Origin of the sequence: Bacillus sp. RSS_NA_20 (assembly GCF_020165915.1) — a bacterium.
Taxonomy (GTDB): domain Bacteria; phylum Bacillota; class Bacilli; order Bacillales; family Bacillaceae; genus Bacillus; species Bacillus altitudinis.
Window position 1 is genome coordinate 1,566,100 of the sequence record NZ_JAIUKW010000005.1, and the last position, 23,243, is coordinate 1,589,342.

29 protein-coding genes and 1 tRNA gene are annotated in these 23,243 nt (G+C 41.0%); 4 read left to right on the plus strand and 26 right to left on the minus strand.

All coding sequences use genetic code 11. The features are described from left to right. Nucleotides 1–14: 14 nt before the first annotated feature. Nucleotides 15–1,484: a betaine-aldehyde dehydrogenase gene (betB, locus tag LCD32_RS13735; RefSeq protein WP_058336836.1), complete on the minus strand. Its 1,470-nt coding sequence runs from the start codon at nucleotides 1,482–1,484 to the stop codon at nucleotides 15–17. A gap of 207 nt (nucleotides 1,485–1,691) precedes the next feature. Here betB and cudC point away from each other — a divergent pair, with 207 nt between their 5' ends. Beyond that, nucleotides 1,692–2,249 (plus strand): choline uptake/conversion transcriptional regulator CudC, encoded by a 558-nt coding sequence (gene cudC / locus LCD32_RS13740; protein ID WP_041507664.1) that lies wholly within the window; start codon nucleotides 1,692–1,694, stop codon nucleotides 2,247–2,249. Nucleotides 2,250–2,321: 72 nt separating this feature from the next. Continuing rightward, nucleotides 2,322–2,394 (plus strand) — tRNA-Ala (locus LCD32_RS13745). 1,082 nt (nucleotides 2,395–3,476) lie between these two features. On the opposite strand, the gene LCD32_RS13755 is transcribed toward LCD32_RS13745, so the two are convergent. From LCD32_RS13755 to LCD32_RS19270, 21 genes are all read right to left on the minus strand, one after another. Continuing rightward, nucleotides 3,477–4,358, minus strand: coding sequence for a hypothetical protein (locus LCD32_RS13755; RefSeq protein ID WP_045035327.1), 882 nt, complete (start codon nucleotides 4,356–4,358; stop codon nucleotides 3,477–3,479). A gap of 69 nt (nucleotides 4,359–4,427) precedes the next feature. Continuing rightward, a complete protein-coding gene (locus LCD32_RS13760; protein WP_045035326.1) occupies nucleotides 4,428–4,646 on the minus strand; it encodes a hypothetical protein in 219 nt (72 codons plus the stop codon). Nucleotides 4,647–5,127: 481 nt separating this feature from the next. Further along, the gene (locus LCD32_RS13765) at nucleotides 5,128–5,574 is read right to left on the minus strand and encodes a hypothetical protein (RefSeq protein ID WP_060781334.1); all 447 of its coding nucleotides are present in this window, start codon (nucleotides 5,572–5,574) and stop codon (nucleotides 5,128–5,130) included. A gap of 104 nt (nucleotides 5,575–5,678) precedes the next feature. Then, entirely contained in the window at nucleotides 5,679–6,497 is an 819-nt protein-coding gene (locus LCD32_RS13770) for an N-acetylmuramoyl-L-alanine amidase (RefSeq protein WP_060781335.1), read from the minus strand. A gap of 19 nt (nucleotides 6,498–6,516) precedes the next feature. Then, nucleotides 6,517–6,780, minus strand: coding sequence for a phage holin (locus tag LCD32_RS13775; RefSeq protein WP_019743388.1), 264 nt, complete (start codon nucleotides 6,778–6,780; stop codon nucleotides 6,517–6,519). Between the two features lie 12 nt (nucleotides 6,781–6,792). Beyond that, nucleotides 6,793–7,005, minus strand: coding sequence for a BhlA/UviB family holin-like peptide (locus LCD32_RS13780; RefSeq protein ID WP_017367922.1), 213 nt, complete (start codon nucleotides 7,003–7,005; stop codon nucleotides 6,793–6,795). A gap of 36 nt (nucleotides 7,006–7,041) precedes the next feature. Then, nucleotides 7,042–7,182: an XkdX family protein gene (locus LCD32_RS13785; protein WP_079920608.1), complete on the minus strand. Its 141-nt coding sequence runs from the start codon at nucleotides 7,180–7,182 to the stop codon at nucleotides 7,042–7,044. Further along, entirely contained in the window at nucleotides 7,182–7,502 is a 321-nt protein-coding gene (locus tag LCD32_RS13790) for a hypothetical protein (RefSeq protein ID WP_041507667.1), read from the minus strand. The genes LCD32_RS13785 and LCD32_RS13790 overlap by 1 nt, the downstream gene beginning before the upstream one ends. 13 nt (nucleotides 7,503–7,515) lie before the next feature. Further along, the gene (locus LCD32_RS13795) at nucleotides 7,516–8,913 is read right to left on the minus strand and encodes a hypothetical protein (protein WP_224564022.1); all 1,398 of its coding nucleotides are present in this window, start codon (nucleotides 8,911–8,913) and stop codon (nucleotides 7,516–7,518) included. Between the two features lie 43 nt (nucleotides 8,914–8,956). After that, nucleotides 8,957–10,120 carry a hypothetical protein gene (locus LCD32_RS13800; protein WP_224564024.1) on the minus strand — a complete coding sequence of 388 codons (1,164 nt, stop codon included), beginning with the start codon at nucleotides 10,118–10,120 and terminating at the stop codon, nucleotides 8,957–8,959. Next, nucleotides 10,092–10,301, minus strand: coding sequence for a hypothetical protein (locus LCD32_RS13805; protein ID WP_025207864.1), 210 nt, complete (start codon nucleotides 10,299–10,301; stop codon nucleotides 10,092–10,094). Before LCD32_RS13805 ends, LCD32_RS13800 begins: the two co-directional genes overlap by 29 nt. Further along, nucleotides 10,298–10,627, minus strand: coding sequence for an XkdW family protein (locus LCD32_RS13810; RefSeq protein ID WP_081114712.1), 330 nt, complete (start codon nucleotides 10,625–10,627; stop codon nucleotides 10,298–10,300). Before LCD32_RS13810 ends, LCD32_RS13805 begins: the two co-directional genes overlap by 4 nt. A gap of 10 nt (nucleotides 10,628–10,637) precedes the next feature. Beyond that, the gene (locus LCD32_RS13815; RefSeq protein ID WP_212360787.1) at nucleotides 10,638–11,516 is read right to left on the minus strand and encodes a hypothetical protein; all 879 of its coding nucleotides are present in this window, start codon (nucleotides 11,514–11,516) and stop codon (nucleotides 10,638–10,640) included. A 15-nt stretch (nucleotides 11,517–11,531) separates the two neighbouring features. Continuing rightward, complete coding sequence (locus LCD32_RS13820; protein ID WP_017359000.1) at nucleotides 11,532–11,915, minus strand: phage tail protein; 384 nt, start codon at nucleotides 11,913–11,915, stop codon at nucleotides 11,532–11,534. An 11-nt stretch (nucleotides 11,916–11,926) separates the two neighbouring features. Then, entirely contained in the window at nucleotides 11,927–12,850 is a 924-nt protein-coding gene (locus tag LCD32_RS13825) for a YmfQ family protein (RefSeq protein WP_224564026.1), read from the minus strand. Continuing rightward, on the minus strand, nucleotides 12,837–13,883 hold the full coding sequence (locus LCD32_RS13830; RefSeq protein WP_113747052.1) for a baseplate J/gp47 family protein: 1,047 nt from the start codon (nucleotides 13,881–13,883) through the stop codon (nucleotides 12,837–12,839). Before LCD32_RS13830 ends, LCD32_RS13825 begins: the two co-directional genes overlap by 14 nt. Continuing rightward, nucleotides 13,876–14,298, minus strand: a complete 423-nt coding sequence (locus tag LCD32_RS13835; protein ID WP_113747051.1) for a DUF2634 domain-containing protein — start codon at nucleotides 14,296–14,298, stop codon at nucleotides 13,876–13,878. The genes LCD32_RS13830 and LCD32_RS13835 overlap by 8 nt, the downstream gene beginning before the upstream one ends. A 14-nt stretch (nucleotides 14,299–14,312) precedes the next feature. Next, nucleotides 14,313–14,579: a DUF2577 family protein gene (locus tag LCD32_RS13840; protein WP_017358996.1), complete on the minus strand. Its 267-nt coding sequence runs from the start codon at nucleotides 14,577–14,579 to the stop codon at nucleotides 14,313–14,315. Then, nucleotides 14,576–15,586 (minus strand): hypothetical protein, encoded by a 1,011-nt coding sequence (locus tag LCD32_RS13845; RefSeq protein WP_017367933.1) that lies wholly within the window; start codon nucleotides 15,584–15,586, stop codon nucleotides 14,576–14,578. The genes LCD32_RS13840 and LCD32_RS13845 overlap by 4 nt, the downstream gene beginning before the upstream one ends. 12 nt (nucleotides 15,587–15,598) lie before the next feature. Then, on the minus strand, nucleotides 15,599–16,267 hold the full coding sequence (locus tag LCD32_RS13850; protein WP_113747050.1) for a LysM peptidoglycan-binding domain-containing protein: 669 nt from the start codon (nucleotides 16,265–16,267) through the stop codon (nucleotides 15,599–15,601). Then, a complete protein-coding gene (locus LCD32_RS19270; protein ID WP_411908503.1) occupies nucleotides 16,260–19,088 on the minus strand; it encodes a transglycosylase SLT domain-containing protein in 2,829 nt (942 codons plus the stop codon). The genes LCD32_RS13850 and LCD32_RS19270 overlap by 8 nt, the downstream gene beginning before the upstream one ends. 181 nt (nucleotides 19,089–19,269) lie before the next feature. Between LCD32_RS19270 and LCD32_RS19375 the strand changes: the two genes are divergently transcribed. Further along, nucleotides 19,270–19,392 carry a YMGG-like glycine zipper-containing protein gene (locus LCD32_RS19375; protein ID WP_224564615.1) on the plus strand — a complete coding sequence of 41 codons (123 nt, stop codon included), beginning with the start codon at nucleotides 19,270–19,272 and terminating at the stop codon, nucleotides 19,390–19,392. Nucleotides 19,393–20,313: 921 nt separating this feature from the next. Here LCD32_RS19375 and LCD32_RS13865 read toward each other — a convergent pair. Together LCD32_RS13865 and LCD32_RS13870 are read right to left on the minus strand one after the other, a co-directional pair. Beyond that, entirely contained in the window at nucleotides 20,314–20,451 is a 138-nt protein-coding gene (locus tag LCD32_RS13865) for a hypothetical protein (RefSeq protein ID WP_008344097.1), read from the minus strand. A 41-nt stretch (nucleotides 20,452–20,492) separates the two neighbouring features. Further along, nucleotides 20,493–20,933, minus strand: a complete 441-nt coding sequence (locus LCD32_RS13870; protein WP_008344099.1) for a phage tail assembly chaperone — start codon at nucleotides 20,931–20,933, stop codon at nucleotides 20,493–20,495. Between the two features lie 184 nt (nucleotides 20,934–21,117). On the opposite strand from LCD32_RS13870, the gene LCD32_RS13875 reads away from it, so the two are divergent. Then, entirely contained in the window at nucleotides 21,118–21,174 is a 57-nt protein-coding gene (locus LCD32_RS13875) for a putative holin-like toxin (RefSeq protein WP_229200408.1), read from the plus strand. 276 nt (nucleotides 21,175–21,450) lie between these two features. On the opposite strand, the gene LCD32_RS13880 is transcribed toward LCD32_RS13875, so the two are convergent. Next, nucleotides 21,451–21,894, minus strand: coding sequence for a phage tail tube protein (locus LCD32_RS13880; RefSeq protein WP_003213309.1), 444 nt, complete (start codon nucleotides 21,892–21,894; stop codon nucleotides 21,451–21,453). A 1-nt stretch (nucleotide 21,895) separates the two neighbouring features. Further along, on the minus strand, nucleotides 21,896–23,242 hold the full coding sequence (locus LCD32_RS13885) for a phage tail sheath family protein (RefSeq protein ID WP_079920586.1): 1,347 nt from the start codon (nucleotides 23,240–23,242) through the stop codon (nucleotides 21,896–21,898). Between the last annotated feature and the right edge of the window lies 1 nt (nucleotide 23,243).

The window sequence follows — 23,243 nt, forward strand, 5'->3', positions numbered from 1 at the left end:
CAGATAAGTGATATTTATTTAAACCAATGAACCGCTTCTGGTTTTGAATTTCGATATAAATGTTTTAGTTCCGTATATTCTTCAAGGCCCGTACGTCCTAATTCACGCCCAAGACCTGATTGTTTATACCCACCCCACGGTGCTTGGGCAAAATAAGGGTGGAAGTCGTTGATCCATACCGTGCCTAATCTTAATTGACGAGCCACTCGTTCGGCTTTGCCGATATCAGAAGACCACACCGCTCCTGCTAAACCATAAATCGTGTCATTTGCCAACTCGATGACTTCTTCCTCTGATCGGAAGGATTCGACAGTGAGGACTGGTCCAAACACTTCTTCCTGTACAATTCGCATCTCTGATGTACAGCCTGAGAAAATCGTCGGCAAGTAGAAGAATCCTTTTTGAAGCTCCTCTGCATCAGGTCGTTTCCCACCTGTTTCTAATGTTGCACCTTCGTCTAAACCGATGCTGACGTATTTTTCTACTTTTTCTCGATGCTCAGCTGAGATAAGCGGTCCGCTCTGGGTTCCTTCATCAAAGCCGTTGCCTAGCTTGATTTTTTTCGTACGCTTCACCAGTTCTTCTAAAAATTCATCGTGAATGGATTCTTCCACTAACAAGCGTGAACCTGCTGAACACACTTGCCCTGCATGGAAAAACACAGCATTCATTGCCTGGTCAACCGCTACGTCTAAATCAGCATCTTGAAAGACGATATTCGGGTTTTTCCCGCCGAGCTCAAGGGCGATTTTCTTCACATTCCCGCTGGCTCCCTGCATGATTTTCTTACCTGTTTCAATACCGCCTGTGAATGAAATTAAATCGACTTGGTCATTGACAGCCAGCTCATCTCCAACAGTTGCTCCAGGTCCAAGCACTAAGTTGGCAACGCCTGCTGGAACACCCGCTTCTTCCATAAGTTTGAAAACTTTGATCGTGGTTAATGGTGTAATTTCACTTGGCTTTAGTACGATTGTATTTCCAGCTGCAAGTGCAGGAGCGATTTTCCAGCTCGCTTGAAGCAATGGATAGTTCCAAGGAGTGATTTGACCGCATACACCGACAGGTTCTCGGACTAATTCGCTTTTTGAGTTTGGAATAGGCGATGCAATGATTTCCCCGCCATCCTTATCAGCAAGACCGGCATAATATTGAAATACATTCGCAATATCGTCCATATCTGCTTTGCTTTCCTCTAATGTTTTACCCGTATCAAGTGATTCTAATTTGGCTAATTCATCAAGGTCTCGTCTAATCAATTCCGCAATTTTAAACACAATATTTCCTCTTTCAAGTCCAGGCATGTTTGCCCAATCACCTTGATCGAAGGTTTTTCTTGCTGCCTTAATGGCTAACTGCGCGTCATTTCTTGATCCTTCACTGACTGTCGCGATCACTTCTTGATTAAATGGATTGATAATATCTCTTGTGTCGCCACTCTTAGCGCCAACCCATTGTCCATCGATAAATAGTGTTTGACTCATAGAAGGAACCTCCTCTGATTCTCTTTGGTAAGTTTGTTAAATAAAAATTTAACGTTTTGAACATAATTAACTTAACATGTTCAAATTTTTCTGTCAAAGGGTGGATATGCTTCTTTTATTTTGACATTTTGCATTCTTTCGTTAACATATAGTCCATAAAGATTTTTTTGAACGTATTGAATTCACTTAATAGAAAGCAGGGACAAGATGAAAAAGCAGGAACAGCCACAAGCAGAAGAACGCATTTTAGCTGCTAAAGACCTCGTCATTGATTCCATCGCTGAAACAATGGATCTCTATGGCATTACTAGAAGTGCGGGTATTCTATATGGGACGATGTATTTAAATGAGGAAATGACGCTGGATGAAATGCGTGAAGAGCTGCAAATGAGTAAGCCTAGTATGAGTACGGGTGTGAAAAAACTGCAAGACATGAATATTGTCAAAAAGACCTTTCACCGTGGCCGAAGAAAACACAGCTTTGTTGCTGAGAAAGACTTTTTTAAGTTTTTCATGAACTTCTTCCCGCAAAAATGGGAACGAGAGGTTGAGGTCAATCTAGCAGCGATTGAAGAAGCGCAAGAACGCCTTCAAGATGTAGCTCGTGATGATCAGGCGGAGGAACATGAAAAAGAGGAAGCGAAACAGCTCATTGAACAGCTTGAAAGCTCAAAAGCCTATTATGACTGGCTTAGACGATTAGCCCACTCGGTTCATTCGGGAGACATCTTTGACTATATTCCGATTGATCAGAAAGAAAAATAGCCGGGGTGTTTGTGTTTTACAGCTTGAATTTTACAGGAGGATTGATTATAATAAGTTATGTCGTAATACTTCGGGGCATTAGCTCAGCTGGGAGAGCGCTACGCTGGCAGCGTAGAGGTCAGCGGTTCGATCCCGCTATGCTCCATACTCCGGTAAAATGGCGGTATACCAACGTTTACTTAACGGTGACTTAGACGTTGACTTAACGTGGTGTACCGCTCCTATGTCGCGCAGTGTAGCGCACCGGTAAATTAGTCGTCTTCTATACGAATAGGAGGCGATTTTTTAATGCATTCAGAACGACGGAAAGGTAAGCGTGTCTAGGCGGAAAGGACGATCACTAAACCCACGCGCGGAAAAACGTATTCAATCTCGGTCATCTGCGAGAAAATATGCGCGGCCAAGCTCGCGGAAAATAGGGCCCCGGAAACTATCGATCGGTACCGGAGGGCGTGTCGTTACTTATTAGAATACGCGCGTATGATCGGACTAGACGATGACATACGTGATATAGACGTCGACTTTGCTCGCGGCTTTGTTGCACGAACGAGTTAAATTCGACGGCCATAAGTTCAAAAAAGACGAACACAAAACGCCCGGCATGTCGCCGAAGTCCGTAAACGATTATATAAAGACGCTCCGGACACTCTTCCGATTTGCTCAACGCGAAGGGTCGGTTTTATTGAATCCGTTTGATGATACGCATATCCGGCTGTGGAGATTATAAAGCTTAAAGAAAAATAGGAAAAATACTCTTAAGAGTGAGCTTTGATGTTAGAAAACAAAATAAATCTACGAACTGTTTGAAATATTTTAACCGTGACTATCCTTTCCGTATGTATTTAAGTACAGCGCCCTCGGCTCCGCCTCGTCCGCAAAAAAAGAGACGCTCGCCCTGAACGTCCCTACTCACCGCCTTCTTCGTCCTCTATTTCGAACAGGTCTTCGTACTTCCATCCGCCAGCTCTCATGATCGCAACAACCTGCCAATCCTCGTGCCGGCCATTCGAATCGAACCGCGAGATAGAACCCTGCGGAACGCCCGACGCCTCGGACAGTCTTGTTTGCGTCCAGCCATCCGCCTTCATTAGTTCCTTCAGACGCGGCCTTACGTTTATGCTCTCTAAACTGCCGCCGCACTCTACCTTTAAGCCGATGCTTGGTGTAATTAATTATCGGAAGCAGTTTACAGGAAACAAAAAAAGCACCCCTCGGATGCTAACTTTATTAGTTTAAATCTTCCATTACTCTGAACCCTCTTACTTCGGCTCTTCTCGCATAAATTTCTCTATAAATAGCATGTACAGCAGCTATTGGATCAGAATCTTTATTTATTCCCCTAACCCTAAACTTTTTTAAATCAGTTCTCGCCATAGTATCTGAAGAACCTTCTTCATCCCAATAGTTTAACTCTAATATTTCTTTTCTAGCTAGGTTTAATAAGCTCCTGGCAATAGGAGAATCTCTTAAGTCTCCTTCTCCTGTTTTTCCTGGTGCTTTTAGGATCACCTCGTAAGTATCACTGGCGTCTGATTCGAAACCTTGAATCCAGTAATTATTTAAATCATTATCATCAAAAATTTGGGTTCCATTAATTATTCTACGTCCATTTTGAAACAACTTCACTCTTAAAAGAGTTACTCTATTATTCTCAAAAACCCTCACAAAATCTTCATCATCTACAGCCCTTTGAGTATTTTGAATATTAAATACCGATCCATAAATATTTTGAAATGCTTCTTCTAAAATCATTCCAACTCTCGACATCGTTTGATCTTTATTGAGGTTTGTCGGAGGATAGTTTCTGTGTTGGACAAGCATTCTTTTTTCTTGTAAATCGAGAGCAAAGAAAGTATTAAGGTAAGGAGCGACATCAGGCGCAAAGCTGTTTTTATCTTCATCAACAGAATTGACATTAGGCGCATGTTCCTCACTGAAGCAGAATGTAATGATATTCTCAGTAACATCAATCTCATTAGTTATACAGTATTCAAAACCATACTCACCGGGAAGTTTCGCTACACCCCTTAAGTATTCAAACAATTCATTTGTTCTTAATGTTAGATCATTTGCACTAATTAGTTGGTATACCCTGAAATCCATATGCATAAGAAGACCTACCTTTTCGTTTAATAAAAGATAGGTTTATAATATCACATTTTTTGAATAATTTTCAAATTATATGTTGTAAATTTCCACATCATCAATATCTATCCATGTTTCAAAACCCATATCGTCTGATAGCCTTATTTCAGTACCGTGTTTACCTTCTTTAATTTCTTTAACAAAACCAATTAATCCAAATATTTCTTCATCGCTATTAGATACAACCTCAACTTTATCATTTAAAGTCAAAATATATCCTCCTTTTAAAGCTGTTTTTTTTATCATATTCATCTTACAACCACATCCTTATCTATTCAACAGTTCATTTTGTATTATTATGTAATATAAACAAAATTATTCTAAATTTATCTGTAGAAACTTCCCGAATAATTTTCAAGGGGCTAAGATATATTATTTACCTAATCCCTAGATCGCTAGATCGCTAGAGCAAGTTAAATATTGTGGTAAATAAGGAAAATTAACCCTCCTTGTCCCCCCTTCCATTTTGCACTGCAGGATTTTAAGTGATTTTCAAATACGTTTCTCGTTTAAAACTACGAATAATGCGTTTCCATCTTCGTCAGGAAATAACGAAATCTCTTTCGGATAGATGTCCTGGAAGCGCGGATGACTTAACGGAGATAACTAACGTAGAAATAACGTCGTGAAAGCTGGCAGCGTAGAGGTCAGCGGTTCGATCCCGCTATGCTCCATTATCAAAAGCCTATCCAATGATGGATAGGCTTTTTCATTTGATTTTACTCATAAAAGATTATTTGTCTGGTTCTTGAATTTGATAACCAAAGACTCCTTTTATCTCAACATCCCCGCAGCCTTCTTTTTTAGTCAGTTTAATACCATGGGGTCTATAAATGTAGCGCCCACTTGATAAAATTCGGTCTGTTGCACTTAGATCATATTGGTTACCTGTATACTCTTTGACTGACGACGGAAAATCCGTTCCTGATAAGGATGTTCTGTAGAGTGTCACCTCTAAAGTACAACCCTCTGCATTTAGTATAGAAAATTGGTAGCCGTGAGTAGATGGATATTGTTCAGGATTATTTTGACCTCCTGGTACCCACAGATATTTTTCCTGTTCCGTCATGATGAAATCAACTTCTACTTCTCGATAAATGGTCTTAGCTGCAACCTTTTCCATATTAAAATGGAACATGACAATGAAACAAAGAGACATCATTAATAATATTCGCTTCATAAAACCCCTCCATTCATTTTTACCATTATACAACAAATAAATCCAATAATGGTTTTATTTTACTTTTTTTATAAAAGGAAAGGTTTTTTTTCATTCCATATGTGTTAACTTTCTATGACCTTTCTTAATGTTTCTTTGGTCTTTGGACCATATATGCCATCTGGGGTTAACCCATGCATCATTTGAAATCGAGACACTGCATTCGCAGTCTTGGGTCCGTAGTACCCATCGATTCCATTATTGATCGCTCCCTTATCAGGATAAAAATAAATCGATGCTAAGGCTTGTTGTACACTTTTTACAGCTGACCCTTTTGTAAGAGGCTTCGTCACTTTTAAAATACCTGCGGGCAAACTGTATGTTTTTTTGACCTTGTTGGTTTTAGATGTTGATCTCGTTGATATGGTTTTGATAGATGTTTCTTTCACAGGTTTAGCTGTTGTCATTTGACTTGATGCTGATGCAATACCAGCCTTGAAGCCATTCCACCGATTTAACAGCTTACGCGGACACTCTTTCCCGCTCCAATGCTTATGCGGCACCACGTTTGATAAAGGAATTCCTAAATCCCCCATCAGTTTCCGAATAAGCCATTGGGCGTTTTTAACAGCCTGTTCAAAATTAGCGCCTGCATTTTCACAAATTTCAATTCCAATTGATTTCATATTGCCGGTTCCCCTGCCATCTCCTGCGTGCCAGCCATTTTCGTTTAAAGGTAAATGCTGATAAATGACCTGATCATCGACCGTGTAGTGCCAGCTAACCCCTGTACTTGCCCGAGCAACAAATGCTGCATGATTTGCCGCATCAGCCCCCCGTCCAGTGTTCGATGTATTATGCACCGTAATATAGAGCGGCTTCATCCTGTTTCCTGGTCTGTTGCGATTTTGTTTTGGGATGAGTGCTTGAATGATCTTTACCATATTGTTTCTCCTTCAAAAATTATTTTGTTAACCCTCTTTGTTTCAAGGCATCTTTTTGCAATTGACCTTTATAGGTCACATAATTATTTTTAAACCAAGCGATCACGGCAGTGACCATAGTGAAAATTGTGGAACCCGCCACATATAGTGCCTCTCCTGCGGTTTGCACTTGCTCTTCGCTAATCGGCAGCACTGTTTGTCCAAACATGACAAGCGTTTGGTTGATAAGCGCAATAAAAAGAAGCACTGTGCGAATCACAGTGCCTTTGTCGAATGTTTTCATGATGTTTTCCTCCTATTTTAAATTCCGTTCAATTTTATCGAGCTTGTCGATCACGACGTCATACTTCTCACTAAACTTTGCTAACACATCATTTTGCGCCTCGATTTGCTCATTGAGTTTGTTTTCTCGTTCTTTTGTAGTGTTGAGAACATAAAACAGAATCCAGCAAAAAAGAACGGCGAATGGGCCTTGTGTCATCAAGTTTTGAACGACATCTACTTCCATTTGAATCACCTTCTTTCCGGCAAAAAAATAAAGCCATTAGGCTTTGTACATTTCTCCAGTTATATTTTGATAGTCTTCTGCCGAGATCCAGCCAATGCTTACATAAAATGCAATGTCCTCTGGGCCGTAACACTGCCAGTCCCAGAATTGTTTGATATCCGCTACAGTTGGAAACATCAATCTGAAGCACCTACTTTTTGCATAGCTAATAGCTGCGTTAATTGTTTTGATAACAAAGCATTTTGTTTCTTTAAAAGTTCTATATCACTTGGCGGGAGAGGGGCTGGTTTTAAGCTGTCTATATACTCTTGGGTCGCTGATTCATACCATTGTTGTTTTTTTACATCAAATGCAGCCTTATAAAAAGAAGGATTATTGGGTGGTGCAATTGTTGTGCATTGCTCTGGAATAATATAATTTCCTTCATCATCCCTTTCGAACACTTCGATAGGTCTGATCAATTCATTTTGCTGATTGTATTCATAAGCTTGTATCATTTGTATCACTTCCTTAATTTAATGGAACAACCATGTCTAAATAGTAGCCAGTTACTGCACTGTTATTCACTGCATGTAAACCAGTTAGTTTTAGCTCTCCTGTATTATAGATATATAATTTACTATGACCCGTTGTACCTGATACCGGAACTGATACTACTATTCCTTTATCTGGTAAACGATCAACTGGAATCCATCCAAAAATAACTTCTCTATTTGCTTTTAGGTGGCCTCTCAGCAATAATAAATTTCCCCATTTCACATATTCAACTGGTCTATCCCCTATAGAAGAGCTTTTGTCTAAGGTTACATTTAGCCACTTAACATTTTCAAAATCAGCATCAGTCACTAGTTTTTTCCACCCTTTAAAAACACCATCAGTATGGACCGTTCCGAACCAATGAGTGTTGTCGTAACTTCTGCAGACATGAATGGTCTTTCTACCATTTACAGTTTCTAAGATATCGATATTAAACCAAGAAGAATCATTATCGACAGGCATATTTACAATATTAGATCCTACAGCAAAGTAAAAGCCGGATGGCAGCGTTAAAATATCAGTTCCTATTGACATTGAAAGTCTTAATCCCTTTGAATTTAATAGGTTATGGTCATTGAGACGTTTCCAACCGCTCCACTCTTGTTGTGTACCCGTTACATCAGTTGTTGAACGGTTAATATAGACATCTCCTGTATTGTTTGCACCGATGACCCATCCATAGGTATTTTCACTAAAAACAGACAAAGCCCTCATTGAACTTCTTGTCGGAAGATCTGGATGTGCTTCATGAATGTACCATGAATGAACTCCCGGCAATTTTATCAGCTTATCTAAAATACTAGGATCATCCGCATTAATTCTTTCAAAAGCTTTTCCATCGTCAGCAGTAATTTTAGATAATTGTCCTGCATCCCATTTATTTTTTTCGTTTTGAGTAGGCATTTGCAGCCAATTGATCGCAATGTCATTCACATGATAGTAAAAACAAAATGCATTACCTGAAGTGTCGATTGCGATTCCTACACCGATATTATTTTGACCTACTAGCTGAAAGCCTCTTAATGCAGCATTTCCTATAGCTGGAGAATCGACTACTCCAGAACCACCTGGCGCATAAAATGAGCAAGCCCCTAGCGCTTTAATTCCCTCGTAGATACTGCCACCAGCAGGGATATTAATCAATTGGGACCCGTTATCATTTGTCAGTTTATATAGCTGTGCTTCATTCCATTTTTTCTTTTCTGAACCAGATACGTGAGGAATTGGATCTCCCTTATGAAGGTTGAATTGTTCTAGTAGTTCCTGATCATTTTCAATCAAAATTTTCACTAAATCGTTAAAGAGATCTGCATGAGCTTTATCACTCGTCTTAAAAGGTTGAGGTGTTTTTATGATTGTTTCTCCTTTCAAAAAACTATATTATTTAAGCGATATTATGATAACAGCAGCTAGTTCACTTCGTTCTAAATCGGAAACCAAACGTGATAAATTCATTAGGATTCAGATCATTAGAACAATATTGGACACAAACTTTTCCATCTGTCCCGATTGATGTCCTATGAATTTGTGGTGTACTACTCTTACCTATGCTTGACGCTACTCCAATAAAGTGAGTCGATTGTATTGGTCTAAATCCTTCTTTTAAGGTAAAAGCAACAGAGTCAAAACCAACCTTACCACCGGTAATTGACCCAATAATTTCAACCACACCTAATGCATCTTTACTATATTGCACGGTGTGGGGAATACCATCGACAGAATTATATATTTTCCAACCATTATCGAGCTGCGGAAGTTCTACCTTGTTCCACTTCACCTCTTCATCCGCAGCAGTCAGTAATCTACGCCAGCCCTGCCAGCCTAAATTTAAATCAAGATAGTTCGTAAAGACGTTATTGCGATAATCTACAGCAATCACCCATCCAAACGTCCCCTTGTTATTACTGTCCGCAGATGTAAAGTGATAAAAACCGCGTGCAGATAAAGCTGAAGGATTGTCCTGTACACCAGCTGGAGAATAAAATGTGCCAAATGTTTTTCCCGCCTGTGTAATTTTATCGAGTAAACTCTCTGTAGTTCCTACAGATACACGTACGCCACCCGTGTCATTTGTAATTTTAATTAATTGGCTGCCATTCCATTTATCTTTATCAACTGTTCTCGGCAGCTGCGTCCAAGTGATAGATACGTGGGTAGAATTATAGAAGAAGTAATATGCATAACCCGACGTGTCTACCGCAAATCCAGTACCAATGTTATTTTGTCCAACAGTCTGTATTCCTCTTAAATAAGCATTGCTGGGTGCAGGGGAATCTTCTACCCCTGGGGATGCAATGAAAGTACAGGTCCCCTTATCTTTTATCTCATCATAAATATTTTTGTCAGCTGGAACAGAGATCAAGTGTTTGCCGTCATCACCTGTGATCTTATATAACTGTGATTCATTCCATTTCTTCTTCTCTTCTTCAGATGCATGTGGCTTGGTGTCCTGAATATGGCCAATGAGTTGTCCTAACAGTCCCTGATCATTCTCAAGTAAAACATTTACCATGTCATTGAATAAATCAGCATGTGCCTTGTCGCTAACTTCAAATGACTTTGGTTTTTTTATCTCCATTTCGGTCTACTCCTTCTTTTAAAAAGTTTGGGTCAATTTCTTTTAATTGCTCTAAAGTCAGTATGTGCTGCTCATATCCCTCAATCATTTCTTCCGTTGAACAATCTCCTAATTCAATGGCTTGTTTCACCAAACCGGGTGTCACCCATTGAAAATATAATGCCATGACCCAATAATTCATGTTTCACTCCCTCCTTTAATTAAGTGGATCTCATTTTTCAGCGCTTTTAGTTCGTTTGTTAGAAGATCACATTGGTGTTCAAGTTGTTTTCTCATCAGCTTTTCTTTGGCTACTTCTTGTGCTAGATAATCAAGTGGAAGAGGTGGTTGATACCTCGGGTTGGCTTTGGATTCCTCCCACCATTTTTTTAATTCTTCTGTCGTTGGCTTTTTCACATCTAAATGCCACTCGTTTATATACGAACCGTCACCATCATTTCTTAGTTCAAAATCCTTTTGCGGGTCCGCAGCGGGGTATTTATACTTAATGGCTTCATATAAAATCATCTGAATCCTCCTACACTCTTGGGAAATTTCGTCCCCCTATTTCCATAATATCGAAATAGTTGAACCAACCTGATTTATCTGATATATAACGACTAACGTCTCCCTCATAATTTGCATAAATATAGATTTCTAAATAATCCCCTTTATTAGCCGGTACATTTGCAGCACCATAAAGACCCGTATTTAAAATCCCTGTATCAGAGGGGCTTTCAGGTCGTTGTCTGTGATGTGCAATGTTTTTATACCTTATTCCATTCAAATAGATCGATAATTCAAAGTTCGCGTATCGTTGAAAGCTTTCAATATAAACACCTGCATTCACTGAATACATTCCGTTTTCAGGGCAGATGAACCGATTATTTTTGATATCAAAATTGTTATGACTGTCTTTAATTTTTCGATTAAAAAGGACTTTTTGATACTCTGCTTTGGTTAATAACTGCTTTCCAGTTGTACCAATATTGGTATGAAGGAATCCAGAGAGCTTATGCCAGTCGGTCCAACCCGAACCAGTCCACCAGTGACGGCACCATGTACCTGTGCTATCAAAATAGCTTCCTGCTTCGTTTCCAGTGCCATAATAGTATTGTACAAATCGAAAATTACTGATCTTCTCATTCTTCACAAAGCCATATCTCGTCGGATATCCCGTATCATTGGCTTGGCCAATATCCATAAACGTAATGCCAATTGGATATTCCTCACCGCTGACTGATGCATCTTGAATGGCTTGGTCGCCTGTTAAAATAAACAAGCTTTCATTCGTGATCCCTGCTATTTGTTGACTGAGCGCATTGTCATTCTCCACAAGTGTGTTGACCATCCTGTTAAATAAGTTGGCATGGGCTTTGTCAGAGGTTTCAAACGGTAAAGGTGATTTTATGTCCACTTCTTTTCCCCTCCATTAATAAATATCATCAATCTCAAAAACAAATTCGATGTCGCCGTCTTTTTGTTTGTCTGTCATGGTGCGGATGGCGGTGAATTTGCCGGCCTCGTCGACAAGGGCTAGTTCATTGATGACTTCGCCTGCGAGTTCTCCTTCAGCGATGGTGCAGGTGTAGCGGATTTTTGCCGGTTCCATGAAGGTAAATGAATCAATATTTTTTTGAATCAGTTCTTTTTTGAGTGCTTGTTCGGTTCCGTCAAGAGAGATCGGTTTTCCATCCTTTGTTCCTCCATTTCCGAATGCCATTTTGACGACTTTTGTGAGTTTTGTTCCTTCTGCTCGTGCCTTTGCCATTTGTTGACGTGCATATAGTGTGGTTACGGTTAATTGATCAGCCATTGTGATCCTCCTTATAGGTCTATTTTTTTAGAAGTTGCTGCTAGCATTTTTGATCCATCAAGTGGAACGGATCCATCGAGAATCCAGTAATGATCCTTGATCAGTAAACTGCCGCCTTGTTCATTTTGAACATGTACCGGTAAGCGGAACGTCATCCTCTTTTTCGTTTGATGTGAAAGCTGGTTCTTTGCGCGCAAAGTCAGCGTAGCTGCTTGCTTCGTTTCATGCGATGCTCCAGTCATAACATAATTCATACGATATGCTGTTTCTTTCTCTTGTTGAAGCGGCATTCTCATCTTTAATGAATGCCGAAAGCGAGCAGGGACCTCCGTAGTACCTCGTATTCCGCTGAGATAGAACGTTCCATTTAATACGAATTCACCATTGAGTAAAATTGGAATATGATCGAAAAAGCCCACTCTGCTTCGCAGTGTGAGCCGCTGGTGATGATCATTTGTTTCATGTACATCGGTATGATGAATGGCGGTGAACGTATACGCCAAATGTGCTGGCTTTAACGTTTCGAGTATTTCGACGATATATCTTGTGTTTTGTAGGTCATCCAGGTTGACACGCAATGCAAAATGATAACGGTTGACTGTAAGACGGATGATCGCACTTGGATTTTTAAGAAATCGATTCACAGATTTCTCTAATGAAAGATACGTAATTGGTGGAATGTTCGACATCATATTGAGTAATCGTGCCCTGCGCAGCTCAATCGAATCATCTGACTCTCGCTGCACCTTGAGCATTCTCTCCCACCGATTCAATCCCCACGTCGCTGTTAAAGGGAAGAACTGATCCGTTACATCAAAAATGGATTCGTCCAATTGTTCAAACTCTGGCGCCTCCGTTTTTAGTAAATGATCCACATCATAAATCTCTGTGAAATATGGCGGCAAGTAGTTTTTCATTTCATCAAGTTTGCTCAATAACCTTCACCTGCCTCAGACGTGGTATCTCAATGTCTTGTAATACTAAGTTTTTTGACTCCCCATTCAATAAGACGTTTGCATAATCGGACACACTCTCTGAATGGTACAAAATATCATTTAAGGCGGACATTCGAATCGTACTTTTTTCAAATGCGATTGATTTTAACAGTGCTTTGACCTTTTCTTCTATTTCTTTTTGCGCACCTTCAAGTGTCCAGTCCATCTGAAGTTCGACGGACACTTCTATATCAATATCCAGCCACTTGGCGCTTTCCACAGTTGCTTTTGAGCCAATAGGAGCTTGCCCTTCTCCTTCTCCCGGTACAGGGTCAATATACTCCTGGACCCTTTTGACAAGAAGCTCAGAGGCTACATCTAGATTGCCGTCTGTTATGACAATTTTGACCGTTCCCTCTCCATTCCATAGCGGGAACACTTTCGCTCTGCCGACACCAACCACTTCCTCGGCCCACTTTTTGTAATGTGCTCTGTTGGCACTGACAGCCTCTCGCCTTGCGCGTATTAAATACCGATCGTATAATGACGCATCATCTTCTTCCTCTTGCCCTGGTATCACCAATTCCTTCATGATCATCGACTCTAGACCCGGAATGGTATCAAGCGATAGCAGCGGCTGACCTGTTAATTGCCCATTGCCGGCTGTACCTGTTGTCTCGCATTCTAGTGTACCGTCCTTTGAAAATTGAAAATAAACGTCTTCAATAAAGAATCTTGATCCTGCTGGAATTTTTACGTTCTCTGGTTGAATGGTTACGGACCACACCGCTTTGGTGGCTGGCTTTCGTTCAATCCCTACTTCTGCTGCTCGTCTATCTAAAAATTCCCCCTGTGCTGTATCAGCAAAGACAAGCTCAAACACTTGATCAAGCCAAATATACGACTGAGCCAGTTCAGCAGCAGCAGGCGCCAAGGCATTCCAAATAACGCTGTTTTCTCTTTTATCTATGTCATCTGGCAGCCTGTCCAGCATTCTTTCCATCAACGCCTCATACGTTTGCTCCTCAAACATCTCCCTCCATCACCTCCTCTATTTCTAATGTGCCTTCATCTGTGAAAATGGCTAGTTTGACTTGAAAGGCATCATTTTGTTTCGTGACTTCTATCTCTTCAATATGATCAATCCGCTCATCAACGACCAATGCTTCTTCTAGCAATCTTGGAATCTCCATTTCTTTGTATTCATCTGTTGCTTCTGTATCGGTCAATAGCTCCTGAATTTCAGTGCCAATGTCGTGACTGTAAATGGGATGTGCATAGCGCTCTGTTCGCAATGTCATATAAATAAATTGTCGGATCGCTTCAATGCCTGTAATGGCTTCATTTGTCAGCCTACCATTTTCAAAATCTATGCGATACGTCGTCGAGGTTTCTACCTCTTCGTCTTCTTCTGTTTCCTCGATTTCTTCCTCTGGTGAAAGTGCCACATTCATCACCTCCCTTACAATTTGTCGATGATGTAAAAGGACTGCCCTCCTGCCATTGCAAGTACCATAATGCTGTCTCCCCTTTTCAACTCATCATCCTCACCCTTATTTAAGCGCTTAGGCCAAATAAGCAGTTCTTCTGGAATGATCAGCTTACTGTTTTCATTTAATCGGATGTGAAGAGGCGAAGCCATTGTGACCTCTCCAATCACCAGATCAATTGGAGAAGCTGCATCTACTGCATTGACAGCGAGTCGTTTAATTGCTTCACTTAATCTCATGCTTGATCACCCTTTGGCATGGAATTTTTCTCAACGACGTCAATTGTCATGGTGTGCTTCACTCCATTGAATTCATGCTTGTCTTGATCGATCCAGTAAGTTTTTTTGATGTTGATTTCAGGGATTTTCAAATAGATTGGCAAACCGCTTTGCAGTTCAGGGATTCCGAGTGCTTGTATGCTTTTCACTTCTTGTTTGACGCCTTTTTTTTCAGCTAGGCGTACTTTCGCTCTTTTTTGAAGCTGCGGCTGGTTGATTTGACCTGTGACCGTCTCCACATGCTGTAAAATGCCGTACTGACTCTGACCCGCTTTGTCCTGTTCGATCACCACAATATCTGATTTGCTACCTTTTTTCTTATTCTTCCCCTGTTCGTCTACAGACGTGCGCATCTTCACACGTGTTGCTGTCTCTTCAATGGAGGTGCTGTACTGATAACCGATGAGGTTGACGCCTGATTCAATGACCCACACGTCCTCTGGATCGGGCCAAGCTCTCAGCCCCATCTTGCCTTTAGCAGAATAAATTTGATAATTTCTACCGGTTTGCCGCTTCGTTTCCTTCAATGCTTTTAAAATGATGTCATATAAACTCGTGTCATTTTTAAAGACGAGAGACTTCATGACATGTCCTGTATTTGCGATGGATGTCATAGGAATTTGAAAGTCTGCCCCGATCCGCCTCAAAATTTGATCTGCCCGTTGATTTGAAAAAACATATACATCTTGGTTTTTCACTAAATATTGGAGCATATCGTATGCGGTAAAGGTCAGCTTTCCTTCAACAGGCGTCCTAGAAAACACGATACCTCTGAACAGCTCTTTTCCTTTCCATTTAAAAAGAACCGTGTCTCCTTCTGAGACACGGTAATATGTTTGACTGCCTTGCTTTGTGATAATGTTCGCCTGAATAGAGCGAGGGGCCTGATACCTTTGCCCCTGAAGTGTCACACTCTCTGTGACAAGCTCATACATCGTGCCGCTTCTGATGGCAAAAAGCTCAATCAATGTCAGCCCCCCCTATTGTGGTATTTTCAATTTTTGCCCTGGAAAAATCCAATGTCCCGGCTGTTTAATATTCCGTTTACTTCGTTTGATCATCGATGCTTTATTGGCATTCCAAATACGCCGCCATTTTGTACTATCGCCATAAAAACGGCCTGAAATGGCCCACAGAGTATCTCCTTTTTTGACAGTGTACAATTTTGGTGGTGTTTTTGAGGGTCTTTTCTTTTTCGTTTGTTTCGCTTTTTTCTTTCGCTTGATTTTCCTAGGCGATGCGGTTTTATATTCCTTTAGCGCGATCGTAAATTCACGATCGCCTATGTCATAAGACCCTTCCTTGTGTGTGAAGCTCTCAATGCTGCACGTCATATTGATTTTAGTCCCTGTCACAATCAGGCGCACAGACTTCTTTGAACGCATCATTCGTTCAATTTTCGCTATTGCATTCTCTGGTGATGAAATGCTTTTATATTCTGCAATTGGCGAATATTTCTTAGGAAATAATGAGGTGAATGATACTTGTTTAGCTGATGGTACATCAATAAAAGTCAGTTCTCCAAAGGAGGAGACCTTCACTGTTTCATTTTGTACATTATTTGTGATCTCAAGTTCGGATGGAAGCACAGGGAATCGCAACTTCTCCTTGCCTTGGGAAATCCACATTTGATACACTGATTTACCCATCGATCACGACCCCTTTCGTTCCTGTCTGAAGCTCTACTTCCAGTTCGTCTACAAGCATTTGTCTAATTTTTTCGACAAGCGATTGCTGATCCTGTCCATTATGGAAATGCTGATCACCATTGAACTGGATGGTGATTTGTTTATTACTAGACGTTGTTGTATTCCCAGCTGACTGTGCTGAGGTAACTTGCTGCATCTGTGATTCTGGTAAAGGAGCAGATGCATTTGATGGATCATAGACTTGCATCCCAAGTGCCTTTGCTGCCTGCGTCAATAAATATCTCCCGCGAATGCCTCTTTCTTCTGGAATAATCCATTCGCGTTTGTTTCCTTCACCGACTCTAGCTACCTGCTCCTGAGTAATCAGACCGCCATTGGCGTAGCCTTTATAAGGACCGCCTCTTCTCATACTTCGTAATCCCGGTGTATTGAAGACTGTTCCATATCTGCCCTTAATGTAGTTAATGGCTGCTACGGCATTATGAATTGGGTTCCAAATATCATTCATGCCCTTGCCTTTATTGGAATGGAAGGTCGGTCCAATGGTTTGCATTAACCCTTTAGAAGGCGTTCCCTTCTTGGCGTTGGAATCCCACAAGTTGATGGCTTTCGGGTTACCATTTGATTCGTGCTGAGCGATTGTCATAAGACCTGGAAGCCAGCTCATCGATGTACCAGTGGCCATCAGAGCTGCCATGAGCCATTGCTGAACACTAAGACCTGAAGCACCCATACCGCTGAACGCTCCGATTAATGAACCCGCTTGATTTTCAGCAAACTTTTTCACATCAACTGAATCGAGCCCTTTGACGACACCAATCGATGCGAATTTCCCTAGACTCATCATGACACGTGAAGGAGAATGAATGTCTAGTTCTTCTCTAAACGCCTGTTCCACTTTCTTCGCCATTTCTTTGGCAGCTTGTGTGACTTCACTTGCTTTTGAACGCATGCCGCTATTGAAGGCGTCGATCATTCCTGAACCCCATCCTGGTGATTCTTGTTTGGCTTGCAGGAATGGTTGTTTGACGTGTTGGTCTACGTATTGGCTAGTGCCAATTGATGTGGCATTTTGACCTGATGCAAAGCCACTAACCGTTCCAGAACCCCAAGTTGGTGATGCTGTCATCACTTGTTGGTATGGTGCTTTTACACGACTTTGCAAAAAGCTATCAGTTCCTGTTGGTGTCATTTGCTGGCTAGTAGCAAATGCCGATACCGTTTGTTGTCCGTACTTTCCTGAATCTGATGTCATTTGATTAAATGGCTGCTGAATGTTTTTTTGCTTCCATTGATCAAGTGAAACCACCTTTTGATTCAGCCCTTGTTCAAAATCATGATTAAATTGCTCGCCTATGCTGGCAGCTTGGATGTTTCCATTCATTGAAACCGTTCCACCAATCGAACCGGCAGAAGCATTTGGAGCTGCTGGAGCATTTGGCGTTATTGGAGCTGGAGAGCTAGAAACTGGACTTGCTGCTCCGCTGCTGCTTGGCACAACAGACATTCCAAGATGAGAAGCAGCCTGTGCAAGCAGCATCTTCCCACGTCCCCGATTATTTTGAGTTGGAATGACAAATTCGTTACCTGCTTCACCAATCCATGATAAGGTAGGTTGGGTGATATAGCCGCCTGTTGCATTATTATCAGGTTTTTTCTTTCCAACGATCCAATTTATTACAACATCTACAATACCGCCTGCTTTTTCAAAAATCTTTTGAACCCAACCAAATGCTGCAGAAAAACCATCACTTATGGCACCAGCCACTTTTACGATCGGTGTCTGAATATTATCTTTAAACCATTTGGATAATCCATTCCATATATCTGTCACCACTTTATACGCTTCTTCAAACTTCTTCCCAATGCTATCTTTAATGGTTCCAACCGTTTCTACAAGCGGATTCCATACATTGTTCATAAACCAAGAGGATACTGCTCCAAAAATTGATTGAATGGTTTTCCACGCATTTGATAATGCTGTCCAAATCCCCGTAGCGACTGTGACAACTGTGCTGCTTAGCGGTGTCCAAACATTCTCAATAAACCAGCCTGCGACTGCACTGAATGTTTCTTGTATCCACGTCCAGGCATTGACTAGACTTGACCAGATCGTGGTTGCTACCGTAACAACTGTGTCGCTTAGCGGTGTCCAAACATTCTCAATAAACCAGCCCGCAACTGCACTGAATGTTTCTTGTATCCATGTCCAGGCGTTGACTAGACTTGTCCAAATCGTGGTTGCTACTGTAACGACTGTACCACTTAGTGGTGTCCAAACGTTTTCGATAAACCAGCCTGCGACTGCACTGAATGTTTCTTGTATCCATGTCCAGGCATTGACTAGACTTGTCCAGATCGTGGTTGCTACCGTGCCAACCGTGCTGCTTAATGGTGTCCACACATTTTGGATAAACCAGTCTGCGACTGTAGACCACACTTCAACAATTTGACCTTTGATTCCAATGGCTTTTTGGCCAATCTTCTCAAATCCGCCGCCATCAAACCATTTTCCAATTGTTTCACCGATAGATTCTCCACCCATACTTCCAGCGATGCCACCTACTAGGCCGCCTATGGCTGTACCTACCCCTGGAACTACACTACCAATAGCAGCACCTGCTGCAGCACCTGCCATTCCACCGGCGATTCCTCCTCCAGTCGCACCGATCTTTTCACCAGCATTCTCTTTTTTCATACCAATTAGATTTGTTGCACTAAGTACACTGCCTAGAATAGGTACTTTCTTTAATAATTTGCCGCTCCCTTTACCGATATTTTTCAACGCATCCCCTAATTTACTTGGAGGTCTTCTATTCATTTCGGTTCTTGTTGTGGCATTTGGATTTCTAGGTTGTCTTGGTGATTGACCATTTCTATTTTTGGTTTTAGTAGATCCTCCCCTGCTTAAACCTCTTGCACAACAAGGACAACAACTATTGCGAAACAAACCTTTACCACCTCGCGGCTTAGATTTCTTATTGGGAGCTGAATTTGATGGTGTGGATGTTGGTGCCGTTGTTGGTGCTGTTGTTGGTGCCGTTGTTGGTGCCGTTGTTGGTGCCGTTGTTGGTGCCGTTGTTGGTGCCGTTGTTGGTGCTGTAGTGCTACTTCCATTCGATTGATCACCTGCACCAAAGAGACGATCTAATACATTGGTCACCAATTCATCTAGTTTTTTTTCAGGATTAAATTTAATCTTCTCTTTTATTCTTCCAATTACATCTTGCTTGTACTCTTCCATTTTATTTTCAACCCAAGGAAGTGCCTTTTCGTCCCAAAACTTTCTAGGACTTAATTTTTCTTTCAGCTTGTCTGCAACATCACCTGCATATTTTTGAATTTCATTTAACCCTTTATTAGCAAGGCTCTGGAGCCAACCCTGTTTGGGTTCATCCTTTTTAACTGGCGGACTAACAGCTTCAGGCTCTTTTTTTATGTTTTGTTCTTTCACAACTGACTCTGCCTGATCTCGTTTTTTCAACTTACTCTTTGCATTGTCTTGAACAGACACTCTGATCTCATGTTTAGCCATTGTCAAGCTTTTGAGTGTCTTTTTGATTCGTTGAATGGCAGCGGTGGCTTGGTCAACCATGTTTAATCTCATATAGTATGTTCTGTTCATGAGCTGAAGGATTGATTTTTTGATCGATGACATTTTTCCTGACAACTGATCATTCAGTTTGAACGTCAGCAGGATTGGACTTGCTTGTGATTGTTTCAAGCGATCTATACTGGATTTAATGACATCTAGTCCTTTTGCTTGAATCGATATGACCATCTGTTTCGGTATCATGTTCAGCTGGTTTGTTAATGATTTGAGATCACGATAGATTCCTTGATCTAGCTTCATGGATAATACAGAAAACCTTCTCATCGATAAATTGAGGTTCCTTAGCTTCTTTTCATCCATTTCCAGGCTTATTTTCACCGGTTTTCTAAATGGCTTTAGCTGCTTCTCAAACGTTTGAAATCGTTTTTGAATGCGCAACAGCTTCTTTGATACTTTGTCTTCTAATTCAAATCGTGCAGTGAGCTTCGCCAGTTTATTTCCCTCCTTTCTTTGCTTCTTTTTCTAGCATGTCGAGCTTGTAGCTGATGAGTCCGAATAAGAATGCCTTAAATTGTCTTGGTGCTTCGTATAAATCGAGGAGTTCTGATGGAGAATAGTGAAGCTCATGCATGGCGTAATATAAAAACACCGCTTCCTTATCCCCATCTTTTATTAGTTTTTTGCTGCGTCTTCTAAATCTTCAATTTCGTCTTCAAATCCATTGATTTCAATCGCTTTGTTTAACCAGTTTGCATATTCACCGCCGACAGATAAAACACGTTTTGCAACTTCAACTGGATCTTGTGTGCTGTAGGCTTCTCTTAATTCCTTTGAGCGGAAATCTGGATAAATCGTCGATTCAATGGCAATTCGTGCATAGAAGCGCTGGCTGTCTAAGTCTTTTACGCGGCCTCTGCCTTTGACATTTTTGAACGTGGTGTTTTCTTTTTCCAGTTCATCAATACGTTCCGTGGTAATCGCTTTGAAGACAAAAGGAATGACATTCCCTTTTTTATCAACAAAACGCTTAGAAATTGGTACTTTGACCTCTTCTGCTTCTACTGTTTGTCCTGGCATAAAAAATGAAAGATCAAATGTTTGTTTTTCGCTCATGTTTAAAAACTCCCTTTTGTTTGTTTTTTGAATACAAAAAAGCACATCCATTTTTTGAATGTGCTTTCCAATCTTTTCATGTATAATATAACTCGTACAATTGAACGGCTTGCTCAAGGGTGTCTGGCTCATCCCCGATAGGAAGGGGGTGATGCTCATGTCAACGTTCCAAGCGATTTCCCTAATGCTTTTATTCGGGATGTTTATCCTTGCTTTGTTGACGTATATAAACAAAAAATAGACTCCCCTTGAGCTTTGGTAGGTGAAAGGGAAAGTCTATCCTTAAAACTATCTAATTGATAAGCCAGCCCCTTGAAGGGCCTCATTGTACATTGCCGGGATGTTAGCGCATCCTGGCTTCTTTTTATTGTATGCAAATCGCTTTGCATGTAAACATAATTTTGTGTGTCATTGAATGCAATGTGCATTACAAATGCATTCATTTTTCATTACATTTGCATTATAGCATATTTGGTTTTTATTTAGCTAATTAATTAGCTAATTTCCTCCGCATTTCTTAGAAAGAATTCTTCAGCTTTTCAGGCAGATCAAAGTCTTCAAATGTAAATGGAACTTCTTCTTCAAGTGCCTCTGAATCGACATCTAGTCCAGCAATTTTAGCTGAATCAAAGTTGACATCGAATAATGTCACACGCTCTGTGCCTCGGCCTGATGATTTATCATCAATTACCGCTTGAAGAGTGAAATAAGGATCTTCCCCTTTTTTCACATAGTTGAGCATGAGTTGAACGAAACGTGACGTAACTTTATAGAATGTTGCTGTTCCTGTTCCGTTTGCCCCAGTTGTTTTATGGCCAGTCATTCGGCGGCCCATTACGTTCACTTCTGATTTATTTTTCTCCACGTTTGCTTCAAACGTTTTGATAAAGGCAAGCTCCTCACCTTCTAAGAAAAGACGACCTTCTTTACCTGAGATTGTATTTTGCGCTTTAAAAGCCATCTTACTTCACCTCCACATTGAAATAGAATTTTTCTGCTGCGTCTACTGGCTGTACTGCTAAATCGATGATAAATCCATCACGATCTTCATTGAGGCCAATGACGATATCTGTTTCTGAGTTAAAGCCTGTAATACCGCTGCCATCTTGAAGTTGTGTGAGATACTGTGTAATCAGTGTTTTCACAAGCTGCACTCCATCATCAGATGCTGGAATGTCATTGCCATTGGCTTTGCGTAATTTAATCAAATTTTTCAGTTCAAATGTTAAATCATTGTTGATTGCATCTAGCACACGGATGATTTTGTTTTTCGCCATTTGCTGGTTCTTTTCAACCGTGAAGCTTGTCAAAGAGTTAATATCTTTTTCAACGCTCACCGTGCGGTCTCTTGCATCGAAAGTGAAAAGAAACTCTCCTTGTGATAAACGGTATTCTACTTGATCATTATCAAGACGCTCTAATGTATCGACTGCGCCTTCGTATTCAACAAAGGTCAGTGACTGATTAAAAGTCGCTCCTGCACTTGCTCCTGCGACCCAAGCTGTTGTTTGAGCAGGCGCGAGTTCTGTTCCGTCTTCTAAAACAACACCGCTTGTGACATTGATGATACCTTCTTGATCAGCTGCATAGTTAGCCACAACGCCTTGTACCTTACGTCCTTGCTTATTACGTAAACGCTCAATAAATGACGCGAATGTTGCTTTTAATTGCTCACTATTATCGACTGGGAGTGCAATGACATCAAAGTATTCCGTTTCAGCTGCTTCTAGGAAAGCTGTATAATCTGCGACATTTGCCACACCGTTTTTCCCGCCGCTTAAAGCCGCTCCAGCAGTAATGACCGCTTCGCCTTCACCAGAAAATTGAACGTATTTGTTTTTCACAAGATCTTTGACATCTTTGACCACCTGTTTATCGACAATATCTGTTCCAAGATAGGTGATGACGTCACGTTTTGTGCTGTCGAGTACATTTTCTGCCACTTGAATGGTAATCTCATTTCCTTTTTGACCACCGTAATTGGCAGTAACCACAAAGTTTTCTGCGATTTCCGCTTTGGCTGGCTCTCCTTCGTTTAGGCGGTAAAGCAAGACCGTTTGCGCTTTTTTCTTCGCTTCACGGAAAAGAAGAAGTGACTTATCATCAATGTTGAGCCCGACCTTTTTATTTAAGTCTTCCATATCGGAAACGGAAATAAAGGTTTTTGGTTCTCCCCAGCTCATGACAAGAGGAAGTGCAACTGTTCCTCGCTCGCCTAAAGTAATTCGCTGCTCTGCTGTTGTTTTAAAATTAAAGTAAATGCCAGGACGCTTTTTCTCTGTACCTGGTGTAAAAGTGCCTCCGTTCATC